This window comes from Candidatus Brevundimonas phytovorans, assembly GCA_029203145.1.
In the GTDB taxonomy this organism is placed as follows: Bacteria; Pseudomonadota; Alphaproteobacteria; order Caulobacterales; family Caulobacteraceae; genus Brevundimonas; species Brevundimonas phytovorans.
This window is the reverse complement of record CP119309.1, coordinates 1,036,655-1,051,751: the sequence shown is the minus strand read 5'-3', so window position 1 is coordinate 1,051,751 and position 15,097 is coordinate 1,036,655. Positions and strand designations below refer to the sequence as shown.

The window sequence follows — 15,097 nt, the reverse complement described above, 5'->3', positions numbered from 1 at the left end:
GCCTAGACCAGGTTGAGGAAAGAAGGCCGTTCGCCGCCGCCGTCGACCGACAGCCGCGTCCCGCTGACGTAGGACGCCAAGGGCGAAGACAGATACAGAACCGCATTGGCGATATCGCGCCCGACGCCCATGCGCTTCAGCGGCAGGGCCTCGGCGATGGCGGCGTGACCCGCGCCATAGTGATCCGCCGCGCCCTCGGTGGCGATCAGACCGACGATGACGGCGTTGACGCGGATTTTCGGCCCCCACTCCATCGCCAGGCTCTGGGTCAGGTTGATCAGCCCCGCCTTGGCCGCGCCATAGATGGCCGTGCCCGGCGAGGGCCGCACGCCGGAGACGCTGCAGATGTTGACGATGGAGCCGCCGTTCGGCTGCGCCTGCATATGCCGCCAGGCGGCCTGCGAGACGTGCAGGGGCGCCATCAGGTTCAGCGCCACGATGGCGTCGCTGAAGCGGGGCGAGGCGGTCGAGGCCTCGGCCATGGGCGAGCCGCCGGCATTGTTGACGACGATGTCCAGCCGTCCGTGGCGCTCGACCACGCCATCGACCAGGGTCCGTACCTGATCGGCGACGCGCACGTCGCAGGGTACAAACTCGGCCTTATGGCCGTCATGCGTCGGCAGGGTTTCTGGCGCGCTGCGACCGCAGACGACGACGCGACATCCCGCCTCCAGCAGAGCCTCAGCGATGGACTTGCCGATGCCCTTGGCCCCGCCCGTGACCAGAGCCACCTGCCCGGCCAGATCGACCGTGACCGAACCCTCACCCGACATGGCGCAGACCTTCGTCGGAAGGCATGGCGGCCAGCAGGAACTTCTGCACCTTGCCCGCCGGATTGACCGGCAGGGCGTCGATGAAGGCAAACAGGCGCGGGACCTTGTAGTTGGCCATGTTGGCGCGGCACCACTGGCGGATTTCCTCGGCGTTGGCCTCGGCGCCAGACCGCAGAACGATGAAGGCCTTGCCGATCTCGCCCATGCGTTCGTCGGGCGTACCGATCACCGCCACCTGGGCGATGGCCGGGTGGGCCGACAGGATGCGTTCGATCTCAGCCGGATAGCAGTTGAAGCCGCCGGTGATGAACATGTCCTTCATCCGGTCCGTGACCCGCAGATAGCCGTCGGCGTCGAAACAGCCGATGTCGCCGGTGTGCAGCCAGCCGTCGGCGTCCACCGCCTCGGCGGTCGCGGCCGCGTCCTCGAAATAGCCGGCCATGACGTTGAAGCCGCGCACCCAGATCTCGCCCTCGCGCCCGGTCGCGACCGGCTCGCCGAGACGATCGACGCACATCACCTCGACGCCGGGAATAGGCTTGCCGCAGCTGTTGGCGATGCGTTCGACGCCGTCGCCCATCTGGCTCATCGTCACCATGCCCGAGCTCTCGGTCAGGCCATAGGCGGTCAGGACATTGCGGATGCCCAGTTCATCCTGCATCCGCTGCACCAGCGACGGCGCCACCGAGGCGGCCCCCGTCACGGCGACGCGGATAGAGGACAGGGTCACGCCCGTCTCGGCGCTGCTGGCCAGCATCTGCTGGAAGATGGTCGGCGGTCCGGGCAGGACCGTGATGCCCTCGGCCTCGATCAGCTCGACTACCCGCACCGGATCGAACGTCGCCATCGGATAGGCCGTCGCCCCCTTCAACAGGCAGGCCAGCCAGCCGGCCTTGTAGCCAAAGGTGTGGAAGAAGGGATTGACGATCAGATAGCGGTCGCCCTCGCCCAGCCCGGCGCAATCGGCCCAGCAGGTGAAGGCCTGAACGCTCTGGGCATGGCCGCTGACCACGCCCTTGGGATGGCCCGTGGTGCCCGAGGTGAAGAGGATGTCGGCGGGGTCTTCACCCTTGACCGCCAGCATGGCGGCGCGGGCGCGCTCGAGATCCTGGCCAGTTGCCGCGAAGGCGGTCCAGTCGCCGTCCAGCGTCAGCGTCCGCTCCAGATGCGGCAGGTCCAGCCCGTCCAGCAGGGTGCGGTAGTCCTGTCCCAGGAAGTCGCCGACCGTCAGCAGGATGCGGGCGCGGGTCTTGTCGAGAATGTACTGCGCCTCCAGCCCCTTCAGCCGGGTGTTCATGGTCACGACCACCCCGCCGGCCGACTGGACCGACAGGCAGGCGACGATCCATTCCGCGCTGTTCGGGGCCCAGATAGCGACCCGGTCTCCGGGGTTGAGGTCTGTCTCGATCAGGGCCGCCGCGCCTTGCAGCACGCGCTGCTCCAGCTGGGCGAATGTCAGGTGTTCATCATCGACGATGGCCAGGGCCTCGCCGAAGCGGGCGGCGGCGGCGATCACCGCCTGAGGCAGGGTGGCGACGCTCATGGCTTCTTCTTCTCGTGCCATTCGCCCATTTCGATCATGGCGTTGCGATAGGGCTTGCGGGCCATGAAGAACATCAGCGCCACCAGCGGGCCGATGATGGCCGGCAGGATCGCCAGCGAGTAGCGCAGCGCATTGTCGTCATGGAAAACGAACTGGGTCACGGCGGCGATAACGCTGGAGCCCAGGGCCATGCCGATGGTGGTCACGCACATCAGCATCAGGGCCGTCATCTGACCGCGCAGGCGGCTGGGGGTGATGTCCTGCAACGAAGCCAAAGCGACGCTGTTGGTGCCTTGGCCGATGAAGGTGGCGATCCCCATCAACAGCAGGGCCCCGCCCGCCGTCGGCATCAGCGGCCCAACTACCAGAGGCGCGACCTTTACCAGCGTCACCCAGATCATGATGTTCAGATTGGCGCCCGGATGGCCGCGACGCATGAAGAAGCCCGAGAACCAACCCCCGGTCAGATTGCCCAGACCGCCGCAGACGATCATCAGGATGCCGAAGGAATAGCCCGCCTCGGTGGCGCTCATCCCATAGGTGCGGATCAGGAAGGTCGGGTACCAGATGGCCGTGCCGATCGCGAGCATCCCCAACAGGGAGACCGAGCCGATCAGCGAGGAATAGACCTTCCAGCGACGGGCGAGGAAGGCCCCGGTTTCACGCAGGGTCAGGCGCTCGACGCCGATCACCGCCGTCGGCGATGCATGGCGTTTAGGCTCGCGGATCATGGCGACAAGACCGGCGACCAGCAGGCCCGGCAGGCCGACGACGAAGAAGACCATCTGCCAGGGCTGAACCAGGCCGATGATCGGGACGACCACCGCGCCGTGCGCCTTGGCCAGCTGCAATACATAGGCGCCGATGACGAGCGCCAGCCCGCCGCCGACCGGATAGCCCAGGGCGAAAACGCTGATGGCGAAGGCGCGGCGCTTGGGCTCGAAATAGTCGCTGATCAGCGAATAGGCGGTCGGGCCGAGAGTGGATTCCCCGATGCCCACCGCCACCCGCGCGCCGAACAGATGACCAAAGGTCCGCGACAGACCGCTGGCCGCCGTGGCCAGACACCACAGGACGATGCCGCCGGCCAGAAGCTTGCCGCGATTGCGGCCGTTGTCGACGATGCGCCCGATCGGCACGGCGGCGACCGCGACCAGAAGCACGGTGGCGAAGCCCTGGACCAGACTGATCTGGAAGTCGTCCAGCTTCAGATCCTGGCGGATGTCCGACACCATCAGGGTCATGACCCGAGAGTCGATCGCCGAGATCGTGTAGCAGACGAACAGCAGGATCACGACCGCCCAGGCATAGGCGTTCGACGGCTGTTTCTCGACACTGGCTGCAGGTTCGCCAGCCTTCATCGCCGGCTCGTCATCGGGGATCACCCGGGTTACTGGCGCATCATCCAGGACGGTCATCAATGATCTTTCTCAGGGATGAAAAGGGCGACGGAAGCGATCCGATCACTCGACTATATTCAGCGGCGCCATCGGGATAAGTCCGCCTGAACGACGGCTTTGTTTCCCATCACGAACACTCGGCTCACCGTTCGATCTGGCCCAGGTTGGCGTGCAGAACGGCCCCGTTCAGGGCCGGACTGTCGGCGCAGACGCGGATCAGCTCGGCGATCTCCTCGGGCTTCAGCAGGCGACCCGCCGTCACCATGCCGGTGATCGCCTCCACCGCGTCGCCCACGTGGGCGCGCAGCATTTCCGTGTCGGTGAAGCCGGGGCAGATGCAGGCGGTGTGGACGCCGCTGCCCGCCAGATCCTGACAGGTCGCCCGCATCAGGCCGACCATGCCGTGCTTGCTGGCGACATAGGAGGCGGCGCCCGGCACCGCCTTCTCCGCCAGGGTCGAGCCGACATAGAGGATGGAGGACCCCGGCTTCATCATCGGGGTCAGAGCCTGGTTCAGGGCCTGGGGCGCCGCCAGATTGGCGCTGAGCACGGCCAGAAAATCGCGGGGCGACAAGGTGGCGACGGTGTCATGCCGATGGATGGCGGCGTTGTGAATCAGGACCGTCTGGTCCCAGTCGGCCACGCGCTGAATCAGGACCTCTGCCCCGCGCTCGACCGAGCCCAGGTCGGTGATGTCGCCGGCCAGATGTTCGATCTCCGCAGTCGGCGGCGCTGATCGTGACAGGCTGATCACCTCATAACCGAGGCTCTGGAACAGCCGCGCCGTGGCCAGACCGATGCCGCGGCTGCCGCCGGTCACGACGACGCCGCGCCTCATGCGCCGACACTCCGCCAGCGGCACTGGGCCGACTGACCGGGGCCGGACGAAACCTCCAGCGCGATCTCGGTCACGCCCCAGCGCGCCGACCAGGCCTCCTGCGCCACCAGCCGGTTCAGCAGATAGGCGGCCAGTTCCTCGACGGTCGTATTGCGGATCGGCAGCAAGCGCACGTCGTCGGCGGGCAGACGGAACTCGTCCTCGCCGAACACAATGACCACGCTGCGCCCGACTGTGCTGACGGCCAGCGAGGGCGCCAGCGTCGGGATCAGGACATACTCGTCCAGCTCCTCGCACAAGGCTCGAAGCGCGCGTTTGATGATGTTGTAATCAAACGCCATTCCATGCGCCGTCACACGCGTCGAGATGATCGCGGCGACATTGAAATTATGGCCGTGCAGCCGTTCCCGCGCGCCATCAGCGAACAGAGTGAAGTGGCCGGCGGAGAACTTGATGTCCTCCTTGTCGATCCGGATCGAGCACTGCTGGATCGGAATCGGCGCGGGCTCGTGCGCGCGCTTTTCCGATCCCATCGCCATTCCCATCAGAACGCCTGTCTACTCGGTAAAGGGAAAGGTGCGGCTATTCAGCTGCGACGCGGGCGGCGGGGTCGCCGTCGAACTGGTAGAACTGCTCGAAATACTCGCGGAAGCGCAGGACCGGACCGTCGCCGTCGCACAACAGCGGGCGGACGCGGTGAATCTTGGTGTGCCAGATGGGAATATCCCCCTCGACACCCGATTGACCGATGATGCCGGCGATAGAGCGGCGGATCATCTCATTCTCGGGCGCGCCTTCCGGGAACTTCGGATGGCGGAATTCGAATCGTAGCTCGACCTTGTCATGCTCGACCGGGGTGGCCAGGACCTGGAGCAGAAGGTCAGCCATGCCCTTGAAACGGGTCGACTTCTGACCCGCGCCGGTCTGCAATGTGCGGACCTCGGTATCCAGGGTGCGGACCGTGCCGTCCGGCAGCTCCATCGTGCGCTGGCCGGCGGCCAGGCTGCGGCGGATGTGGCCCTCATAGTGGCTCTCGCCCTCGGGCACCGCGTCCATCTTGTGCACGTACTTGAAGTGGGCCAGGTCGACGCCGTTCTCGGCGATCTCCTGCGGATTGCTGTCGAAGGTCCACTCATAACGGATCGGCGCGCCCCAGTCGGGCGATGACACCTCGTCCAGCACCTCGACCTCGAACATCGGCGCCACGCCCTGCGGGTGATGCCAGGCCCAGACCACGCCGTTGGTCTCGGTGATCGGATAGGTCTTCAGGCAGCCCGGCTTGCGCGCCGCCGGCGGAATGATCCGCGAATAGGGGATCTCCTTGCAGGCGCCGCTCAGGTCGAAGGCCCAGGAGTGGAAGGGGCAGCGAATGGTCTCGCCCTCGACGACCCCGCCGTGACCGATGTGGGCACCCAGATGCGGACAATAGGCCTCGGCCAGACCGGCGACGCCGCCCTCGGTGCGATACAGCACCAGATCCTCGCCGAAATAGCGGACCGGCTTGACGTCGCCGACCTCCAACTCATTCGAATAGGAGACAAAGAACCAACCGAACGGAATCGGCATGGGGAACCGGTCGACCATGGATAATCCTCCCAAAGCGCCGGTTGGCCCGACGTCTAAAGTTCAGCGATAGCGGTGCCTGCCCGCCTGTGACGGTGCAGACTGAGCCCGCACGTTATCAAGATCGGACGCAGCGATAAGGCGTCGTGGTCAGACTGAGCGTTCGTACGGACGGACAATCGGTCCGCGCGGGCTTCAGCTGACCTTCTCCATCTCGAGCGAACTTCCGCCCGCCAGGAAGACGTCCAGCTCGGCCAGCGAGGTCTGCATCCACGGCCGCAGCTGGGTGCGGGCGAAGCGGCTGGAAAGAAAGTCGAGCAGCAACCGCAGCGTCGCCGGCACCGGCGTGCCCGGCGCGAAAATGGCCCAGGCCTCACGGTCGTAATAGCTCCACTCGTCCTCGACCGCGACCAGAGCGCCCGACGCCAGTTCGCTGCGCACGAAGGCGATCGGCAGCTGAGCCAGACCCAGGCCGCGCACCGCCGCGACCCGCAACGCCGCTCCCTTGTTGCTCTTCCACCGGCCATTGACCCGCACCTTCTCGGCGCCGTCGGTGGAGTTGAACCACCAGTGGCCGCTCAGGTCCGACAGGCAGATGTGGTTCTTCAGGTCGGCGATCCCCTTGGGCGTCCCGTGCTCGGCCAGATAGGCGGGCGAGGCGCACATGCAGAAGGACAGGTAGCCGATCCGGGCGGCCCGCAGACTAGAGTCGATCAGGTCGCCGTAGCGGATCGCGACATCGAAATCCTCGCCGATCAGATCGACTTCGCGCGAGCCCGCGTGGACCTCGATGCCCACGCCGGGATACTGGCAGGCGAAGTCCGCGATGACCGCCGAGATGAAGTTGACGTCAAAGGTGTCGTTCAACGACACCTTCAGCTTGCCGGTCGGCGTCTGCTGCATCTGCGCCGCCTCGTGACTGGCCGAGGCCAGCGAGCGGCGCATGTCCCGACACGAGGCGTAGAAGCGCTCGCCGATGGCGGTCATCGACACCTGGCGCGTGGTGCGTTTCAGCAGCTGCACCCCCAGTCGCGTCTCCAGCTCGCTGACCCTCTTGCTGACGAAGGACTTGGAGGCGCCCAGTTGGTCGGCGGCGGCGGTGAAACTGCCCGTCTCCACAACCGAAATATACTCTTCGATGCCGTCCCAGATAGAAATCACAGCCTCCCCCGGCCACACGCTACGCGGTCCATCGCCTCACGCCCCCACGTGCTGCATCCGGCCCTGACGCTCACCCTACATGTCCGCCTGATCATGACAATTGTTCGCGTGACGAAACTATTCAGAAAACTGACGATCCAGCGCTTCATGGCTAGCGACCCACAAACAGGGGCGCGCGGCGTTCCATGAAGGCCCGCGGCCCCTCGCGCGCATCCTCGCTGGCCATGACCACGGCCTGACATTCTTCTTCGATCTGAAAGGCCCCAGGCAGGTCGCAACCGCTGGAGCGCAGAATCGCCTCCTTGGCCTTGCTCAGAGCCAGAGGCGCCCCTTCGGCAATCCGGTCGCAAAGATCCCTGGCCGTGGCGCGCACATCCTCGGGGGCTACGACGCGATTAATCAGACCCATCGTCAGGGCGCGGTCAGCCTCGATGACGCTGGCCGCCAGGATGATCTCCATGGCGTTCGTCCAGCCGATCTGACGCGGCAGGCGCGCCAGAGATCCGCCGCTGGGGATCAGGCCGTGCCGCACCTCGCTCAACTGAAAGGTCGAGGCCGTCGACGCCACGCGGATGTCCGCGCCCAGCATCAGCTCGAACCCGGCGGCCACCGCCAGTCCGTTAACCCCCGCCACCACGGGCTTGAGAAAGTCGGTGTGGCGCAGCAGGGCGCGGTCCACCAAAGACTGGTGCTCATCGACCCAGCGCTGTTCGTAGGCCGTATCGGGCGCCTTCGCCCCTGTCGCCAACGGCGCCAACGAACCCAGGTCGGCCCCGGCGCAAAAGGCCCGGTCGCCCGTTCCGGTCAGCAGCACCACTCTGACGCTATCGTCCTGTGCGATCTGGTCCCAAGCCTCGGCCAGGCGGACCATCATCTCGGCGTTCAGGGCGTTGTGCTTCTCTGGCCGGTTGAGCTTCACAACCGCCACTCCGCCGTCGTTCTCGACCTGAACAAGAGACATGAAGCCGATCCATCAGCACCGGGAACCTGCCCCGGAGGAAAGACAGTTAAGGCGGTAAAGCCCCGCTCCGACAACGGCTAGGCGCCGAGGAAGCTCGCTGGAAAATCACTGTTTACGTAGGAGAGGCTTTTAGGCGAAGGCCGGGCTCGGCGCCCGCCTTGACCCGACCGCGCCGCCGCCCGAAGCTGCACGAAAGCCGAATACGAGAGAGTGCGATGAGCAAGCGAGTCACAGTGATCACCGGCGCATCAGGCGTGCTCGGACGGGCCATCGCGGACGCCGCCCTGGCGCGCGGCGACGCGGTGGCCGCCATCGACTTCGGTCCCGTTGAGCGTGCTGACGGCGACGACTGGATGCGCCTCGGCGGCGTCGACCTGACCGATCCCGCCGCCGCCGCGAGCGCCATCGACGCCGTGGTTCAGCGGTTTGGCCGCATCGACTGCCTGCTGAACGCGGTCGGCGGTTTCGTCTGGCAGATGACCGACGGCCCGCTGGAGAACTGGGAGCGGATGCACCGGATGAACCTGACGACGGTGCTGAACGCCTGTCGCGCCGCCCTGCCCCATCTGTCGCAATCGACCGCCGGACGCATCGTCAACGTCGGCGCCCTGGGCGCGCTTCAGGCCGGCGCCGGCATGGGCGCCTATGCCGCTTCAAAGGCCGGCGTGCATAAGCTGACCGAAGCCCTGGCCGAAGAGACCAAGGCGACCGCCCTGACTGTCAACGCCGTCCTGCCCTCCATCATCGACACCCCCGCCAACCGCGCCGACATGGCCGACTCCGACTTCTCGACCTGGGTCCAGCCGAGTGAGCTGGCGGCGGCCATGCTCTTCCTCGCCAGCGACGCCGCCTCGGCGGTGACGGGCGCGCTCCTGCCGGTCAAGGGGCGCGTCTAGCGGCAGCCTCCGCCGACGCGGGCTTCCCTCACTCCCACGCGATGGCGCAAAACCCGTATAACTATTTGTATTTACAGAAATTTCCCTCAAGCTCGACCAGCTAACGCTGATCCAGAAACCGACGAAATTCAAGTATTCTGAAAACATTGAGAAAATTAACCGATGTAAAAAACGCGTGATTACGTCATCTTTCGAGACGTATTGACAACACGGGACCACCAGTTTTCCAGCCGAACCGGCAGGATGCATCCAGAGATGCAGAATACCATACGGAGCGTTACTTTGAAAAAAATTATCCCGTCTCGTAGAGGCCTCAAGGTTATCTCGTCCGCCAGCCGGCCGCAGCCGTAGAGACCGTCCGCCGCGGACCTTCGCCCGCATTCTTTGGCTTATACGCTCATCCGCACGGCCTGAGCTCAGGCCCGGCCTAGACGCTCGATCGCAACGGCAAGAGGACGTGCTGACTGATCATAATCCTCCCAGGCCGTAAGCTTGCGGACGAGGGCGGGCGCGCTGCGCACGGTAAATCGAAGCGGGTCCAGCCCGCGTTTCACCTGGCTCCAGTTCAGCGGCATAGAAACAGGCGCCCCTAGGCGGCCTCTCGGAGACAGGGGGGCTACCGCCGTCGCCATGCGATCATTGCGCAGATAGTCGAGGAAGATCCTTCCTGTCCGATCCTTCTTCGCCATGGTGATGAGATAGCGGTCCGGGGCTTCCGCCGCCATGCGCTTGCAGACGTCTCGCGCAAAGGTCTTGGCCGTGTCCCAGTCGATCCCCTCGGCGATTACGGGGGTCACAACATGCAATCCCTTACCCCCCGTCGTTTTGCAGAAGCTGACCAGGCCCAGCCGGTCCAGTCGATCACGGATTTCCTTGGCGCCTTCTATGACGGCCTCGAACGCCACATCGGGGGCAGGATCGAGATCGAAAACCAGACGCCCTGGCTGGAGCGGCGCAAAGGGCGCGCAGTTCCACGGGTGCAGTTCCAGAGCGCCGACCTGGGCGGCGGCCACAAGGGCCTCGACCCGGTCAAATTGCAGGTAGGGCTTCTTGTCCCCCCGCACCTCTACCTCGGTGATCAGGTTGGACTGCCCCTTGCCCGAATGCCGTTGAAAGAACTTCTGCTCGCCCTCTATGCCGTCAGGCATCCGGATAATGGAACAGGGGCGGCCCTTTACGTGCTGCAGCATCCACTCGCCGACCGCTGCATAGTATTCTGCGAGGTCCTTCTTGGTGACAGGACCGCCCTGCCCGTCGTCCGGCCAAAGAGGTTTGTCAGCATTCGAGATAGTCATTCCCATGACAGAGGCTGAGCCCCGCGGCTTGACGACCCGCGTGCTAAGCTCAGCTGCCTCCGGGTCAATGAGAACCGTCGTCTTGGCGGGCGCCGGAACCTCTGCTTGCACCTCAGCGGCCGGCTTGTCTTCGCGAAGTCCCTTGAAAGCCGCCTGGCGGATCGCCCCGTCGCCGGTGAATCCCGCGTACTCGATTTCCGCCACCAGTTCGGGTCGGATCCAGTGGACTCCGGCCGTCTTCCTGGGGCTCATCTTGCCCTTAAAGGGGCTCTGCCCGGTCTCAAGAGCCTTCAGGCGCGGCATGATGCGCGCCACCGTATCGCGACCGAAGCCCGTTCCGATCCGCCCGACATGGACAAGTTCGCCGTTCCTGTAGACGCCAGCAATAAGAGAACGGAAGGCGTCGCCTGTCGTCGTCCATCCGGCGATGACGACTTCGTGCCCCTGACGGCATTTGGACTTCGTCCAGGTGGCGCTGCGGCCTGACTGATAGGGCGCGTCGAGCCGCTTCGACACTATGCCTTCCAGATCCATGCGGCAGGCGGATTGCAGGACAGCATCCCCCGCCGAAACGAAATGATCGACAAAGCGCAGGTTGGTCGGCGCACCGGAAAGCGCAGTTGCAAGGCGTGCCTTGCGTTCGGAAAGCGGCATGTCCCGCAAGTCTTCCCCTTTGCTGAACAGAAGATCGAAGGCGAAGAAAACAAGGTCCCGTGTGCCTCCTTCGGAGATCGCAGCCTGCAGCGCCGCAAAATCAGGAGCGCCGGCATGATCCAGCGCCACCACCTCCCCGTCCACAATTCCGTCGGTCAGTTCGGCGCCGGCTGACACGATCTCGGGAAACTTCCGCGACCAGTCGAGTCCCTTTCGTGTCCGGATCGCAGCCCTTCCCTTCTCCGTCCGAAGCTGCATGCGGTAGCCGTCAAACTTGATCTCATGCGCCCAATCAGGCCCGCGCGGCGGCTTCGCAGACGACATGGTCAGCTGAGGCTCGATGAATTCGGGAAGCGCAGTGGCCGCAGAAGGCCTGGCGACAGCCTTTCCGCGACGAGGCGCCGGACTGACTGTCGAATGGGTCGCCCGCGCGCTCTCCCATACGGCGCCGGCGTCAGGGCCCTTCCGGGTCAAAAAGGGCTTTACGGCCTTTCGTTTGCCGCCGGCGATTTCCTCCATCGTGCGCCCGGAGGCGACCGAACGATCAGCGTCATCAGGTCCGCCGGCATTGCCCTCGACGGCGCCTTCGTCACGGTGCTTGATGAGCATCCATGCAGGTTTGGTCTTCTTCCTCTCGTCGGATTTCATCCGCACGAGGACCCAGGACCCATGCATCCGCTCCCCTTCCATAACGAACTTCAGTTCGCCCTTGGCGAGCGCGGCGCTCACGGCTTCAAATCCCTTTTCGGGCGCCCAGTAACCCCGGTCCCAGAGCATGACGGTTCCCCCGCCATACTGGCCCTTGGGAATCGTGCCTTCGAAATCGCCGTAGTCGAGAGGGTGGTCCTCCACCTCCATGGCCAGCCTGCGGTCCCCGGGATCCAGCGACGGGCCTTTCGGCACAGCCCATGAGCGGAAGCTGCCTTCCCATTCCAGACGCAAGTCAAAATGAAGATGGCTGGCGGCATGCTTCTGGATCACGAAGCGCAGGGCTGCGGACGGCCCCACGCTAACTTGCTCGCCTGACGGCTCCGCTGTCTTCGAGAAGTCCCTCATGCTCTTGTAGGCAGCGAGCTTGGCGGTCGTCATTCCATCCTCCGGCTTGTCCGTTGCAGGGAACGGCCGGTCTCGCCTAATGATCCTGTCACGCCCGCCAATGACGTCTTGTCGACGCAGGCGCATCGTGCAGCCTCCTGCCCTATCCGTACTGCCGATCATCCGGGCCAAGGCGGCCTGAACGTGCCGTCTTTCTATGTTGACAGAACGGTGCGCCGAGCAGTGGAACGACAGGCCGTCAGAAGGTTGAGCGGCCGTCTTCGCTGGGGACCACCGCCAGCGCGACGCCTCATCGGTCGAGGCTGTGGCAGTCGGGTTCCCCGGCGTTTTCAAACTTTTCGTGTAGCGCAGCCGTAGGAACGGCCCCGGCTCCTGACGCTTGGTTTCCTGTAACCATTGAGGGAGACAGACATGACTGACGTCCAACCGGAACGCGATCAAGAGCAGGATCCGTCCGCCACAACGCCGCAGCCCGACGAAAACCCGCAGCAGCGGGAGAACCTTCGGGATCAGGCTCAGCGACAGCCGGGCAAGGACGATCCGGCCCCTGCCACTGGCGGTGAAGGCTCTGCCGGCGCAGGCGGGCCCGACGGCTTCGGGGCCGGCGCCTGAGATGAGCGATCCTCGACCGACTCAAGACAACAACGCTGGTCCGAACGACGATCCACAGGACCACGACAGCCTTCAGCAACAAGCTCGACGGGAGACGTCCAAGGCCGAAGGTGAAGATTCTGAAGAAGATCGGGAGCGGCCCTCGACAGCAACTCCGATCGCAAATCCTGATTGAAGGGAGGTCCATATGACCAGCGCAAGATCCGATCCCGACCCCGATCAGAAGCGGCGTCAGCCTGGAAAGACCGACACGGCGGGTATTGGCCAGGGTGAAGACAGCCTGCAGAAGCAAGCGGCTCGAGAAGCCACGCTCGACCGGAGTGGCGACAAACGAGCCGCAGACTTCCTGTCAGACGAAAACGGCAACCTCACCAAGGTCCAGGCCGACACGGCCCCCGAAGGCGATCCGCAGGAAGCCCAACGCGGACAAGGGCAGGAAATGCCGTCCTGAACCTGTGATGCCCGTCCCAAAGGGCGGGCGTCTTCTTTTTCACCGATCAGCAGAACTTCACTGAGCGTCGCTTGCCTGGGCCGGGATCGGCGATCCCCAACATCGGCAAGCTGCGTCCCCAGATTACGACGACTGGACCGGAAGAATGCGTCTGTGACTGATCGACATCACGGAGCAAATCTCAGGCGCTATGCCGCCGGAAATAACGCTCCGGAGACGCATGGGCTCATCCAGCTCAGAAGGAAAAGGCACGCCAGTAGACCGCCGTTTCTGTACAGGTCACCTGCTTAGCGGTTCGGTCCTCAGGTGCAGATAGCGCTCGTTGAAATCAGCAATTTCCGCCAAGCGCTGCCAGGACGGTATAAAAATCGTCCGTCTGTCGCGCACCACAAAACCTTGAGCACTCATGGATCGCAGAGTTCGGTTGACGTGGACTGAGGTCAGACCGACGGCGTCGGCGAACTGCTCTTGAGTGATAGGCAGTTCATAGGCGTGGTCGCCGGTCATGCCAGCGACGCGGAGACGTATAGCGAACTCGCACAGAAGGTGGGCCATGCGGCTGCGCGCATCCCGCCGGCCGACATTGAGGACCCACTCTCGGAAGATCGACGCCTCAACCAGGATGCGCCGGGTGATGGCGCGGTTTAGCGAGGGGTTGCCTTCGACGGCGGCCTGCAGGTCGCGCATAGCGATCAGCGCAACCTCGCCCCGGGTCAACATCTGGATGCTATGGTCAGCGACATCAAGAAAGAGGTGTTGGAAGTCCAACGCCTCGCCCGGAATGTGGATGGACACGATTTGTCGTGCACCGCCGCTCGTCTGCTTCTGTCGGTAGGCGAAGCCAGATAACAACACAGCGCAATAGGTCGGTCGCTCCCCTTCGGAAACCAGATAGCTGGACGACTCAAATACCCTTCAGCGATTTTTCACCATAACCTAGAAGCGGATCGTAGAACCGAATGTAAGTTAGGTTTCTGCTGCAATAGGCCTTGAGCCTGCCCGGGTATGGGCGGCCGGGGATACGGCGGATAGATTTCTGCATGACGAAAAGGTCGGCGCTGGGCCTGCGGAGCTGGCCCCTGCAGAACGGCTCTTTCCGCACTTAGCAGGGTGAGGGCAGGATCGATCAGGGCGACCGGATTGCGTTCCGAACCGGTGCGAACAACCGGAACAGACTCTCTGTCTCCAGGGTTCAAACGCAACATCACAGGATCCTTCCCATGGCGCTGACTGCCCAACCGATCAATTGCAGCCTCAAGCTCACCCGCGGAGGCCGTAGCTCTACCGACGCCATGATCGCCCTTATCACGGCCGCTCTCGAGGAAAAGGATGTCCGGGTCGCCGACACCCTTCGTATGGCCGACTACGCCATAGCGCCCGGCGTCACGTCCGACGAGGGCGAGGGTGACGACTGGCCTCGCCTTCGCGAGCAGATTCTGGCGGCCGACATCCTGATCTTCGGCACGCCAATCTGGCTGGGCCAGGCTTCCAGCGTCGCCAAGCGCGTCTTTGAGCGGATGGACGCCTTCCTGGACGAGATCGACGATCAGGGCCGCATGCCTAGCTATTCCAAGATAGCCGTGGCGGCGATCGTCGGAAATGAGGATGGCGCCCACGCGACCTCGGCCCAGCTGTTCCAGGCCCTCAACGATGTCGGCTGGACCATTCCGGCCGTGGGCGCCTGTTACTGGGTGGGCGAAGCCATGGGCTCCACCGATTTCCAGGACCTGCCGCAAACGCCTGAGGCCGTCGCCAAAACCGCGAAGATGCTGGCCGCCAACGCCGCTCATCTTGCCGCCGTGCTGAAAGGCAGCCCCTACCCCGGTTAGGCCGGACCCGACATCCTAATCTTCTGCAGCGGACCGGCTATCAGGCCCATAGGCGAGTTCACCCT

Annotated in this window: 14 protein-coding genes; 4 read left to right on the top strand and 10 right to left on the bottom strand. The window is 64.4% G+C overall.

The window, feature by feature from the left end; translation table 11 throughout:
* Window positions 1-2: 2 nt before the first annotated feature.
* From P0Y52_05000 to P0Y52_04965, 8 genes are all read right to left on the bottom strand, one after another.
* A complete protein-coding gene (locus P0Y52_05000) occupies window positions 3-773 on the bottom strand; it encodes an SDR family oxidoreductase (protein WEK58897.1) in 771 nt (256 codons plus the stop codon).
* Window positions 763-2,316, bottom strand: coding sequence for a FadD3 family acyl-CoA ligase (locus tag P0Y52_04995; protein WEK58896.1), 1,554 nt, complete (start codon window positions 2,314-2,316; stop codon window positions 763-765). Before P0Y52_04995 ends, P0Y52_05000 begins: the two co-directional genes overlap by 11 nt.
* A complete protein-coding gene (locus tag P0Y52_04990; GenBank protein ID WEK58895.1) occupies window positions 2,313-3,734 on the bottom strand; it encodes an MFS transporter in 1,422 nt (473 codons plus the stop codon). Before P0Y52_04990 ends, P0Y52_04995 begins: the two co-directional genes overlap by 4 nt.
* A 124-nt stretch (window positions 3,735-3,858) precedes the next feature.
* On the bottom strand, window positions 3,859-4,554 hold the full coding sequence (locus tag P0Y52_04985) for an SDR family NAD(P)-dependent oxidoreductase (protein ID WEK58894.1): 696 nt from the start codon (window positions 4,552-4,554) through the stop codon (window positions 3,859-3,861).
* Window positions 4,551-5,099 (bottom strand): 6-carboxytetrahydropterin synthase, encoded by a 549-nt coding sequence (locus P0Y52_04980; protein ID WEK58893.1) that lies wholly within the window; start codon window positions 5,097-5,099, stop codon window positions 4,551-4,553. The genes P0Y52_04985 and P0Y52_04980 overlap by 4 nt, the downstream gene beginning before the upstream one ends.
* A gap of 37 nt (window positions 5,100-5,136) precedes the next feature.
* Window positions 5,137-6,138 carry a Rieske 2Fe-2S domain-containing protein gene (locus P0Y52_04975; protein ID WEK58892.1) on the bottom strand — a complete coding sequence of 334 codons (1,002 nt, stop codon included), beginning with the start codon at window positions 6,136-6,138 and terminating at the stop codon, window positions 5,137-5,139.
* A 174-nt stretch (window positions 6,139-6,312) separates the two neighbouring features.
* Window positions 6,313-7,278, bottom strand: coding sequence for a LysR family transcriptional regulator (locus tag P0Y52_04970; GenBank protein WEK58891.1), 966 nt, complete (start codon window positions 7,276-7,278; stop codon window positions 6,313-6,315).
* Between the two features lie 151 nt (window positions 7,279-7,429).
* Entirely contained in the window at window positions 7,430-8,239 is an 810-nt protein-coding gene (locus tag P0Y52_04965; GenBank protein WEK58890.1) for an enoyl-CoA hydratase-related protein, read from the bottom strand.
* Window positions 8,240-8,454: 215 nt separating this feature from the next.
* Between P0Y52_04965 and P0Y52_04960 the strand changes: the two genes are divergently transcribed.
* Entirely contained in the window at window positions 8,455-9,135 is a 681-nt protein-coding gene (locus P0Y52_04960; protein WEK58889.1) for an SDR family oxidoreductase, read from the top strand.
* A 416-nt stretch (window positions 9,136-9,551) separates the two neighbouring features.
* On the opposite strand, the gene ligD is transcribed toward P0Y52_04960, so the two are convergent.
* Window positions 9,552-12,173 (bottom strand): DNA ligase D, encoded by a 2,622-nt coding sequence (gene ligD / locus P0Y52_04955; GenBank protein ID WEK58888.1) that lies wholly within the window; start codon window positions 12,171-12,173, stop codon window positions 9,552-9,554.
* A 378-nt stretch (window positions 12,174-12,551) separates the two neighbouring features.
* On the opposite strand from ligD, the gene P0Y52_04950 reads away from it, so the two are divergent.
* Window positions 12,552-12,752 (top strand): hypothetical protein, encoded by a 201-nt coding sequence (locus P0Y52_04950; GenBank protein ID WEK58887.1) that lies wholly within the window; start codon window positions 12,552-12,554, stop codon window positions 12,750-12,752.
* Between the two features lie 187 nt (window positions 12,753-12,939).
* Window positions 12,940-13,203: a hypothetical protein gene (locus tag P0Y52_04945; GenBank protein WEK58886.1), complete on the top strand. Its 264-nt coding sequence runs from the start codon at window positions 12,940-12,942 to the stop codon at window positions 13,201-13,203.
* A gap of 279 nt (window positions 13,204-13,482) precedes the next feature.
* On the opposite strand, the gene P0Y52_04940 is transcribed toward P0Y52_04945, so the two are convergent.
* Window positions 13,483-13,998 carry a Crp/Fnr family transcriptional regulator gene (locus P0Y52_04940; protein ID WEK58885.1) on the bottom strand — a complete coding sequence of 172 codons (516 nt, stop codon included), beginning with the start codon at window positions 13,996-13,998 and terminating at the stop codon, window positions 13,483-13,485.
* A gap of 425 nt (window positions 13,999-14,423) precedes the next feature.
* Here P0Y52_04940 and P0Y52_04935 point away from each other — a divergent pair, with 425 nt between their 5' ends.
* A complete protein-coding gene (locus P0Y52_04935; protein WEK58884.1) occupies window positions 14,424-15,032 on the top strand; it encodes an NAD(P)H-dependent oxidoreductase in 609 nt (202 codons plus the stop codon).
* Window positions 15,033-15,097: the final 65 nt, after the last annotated feature.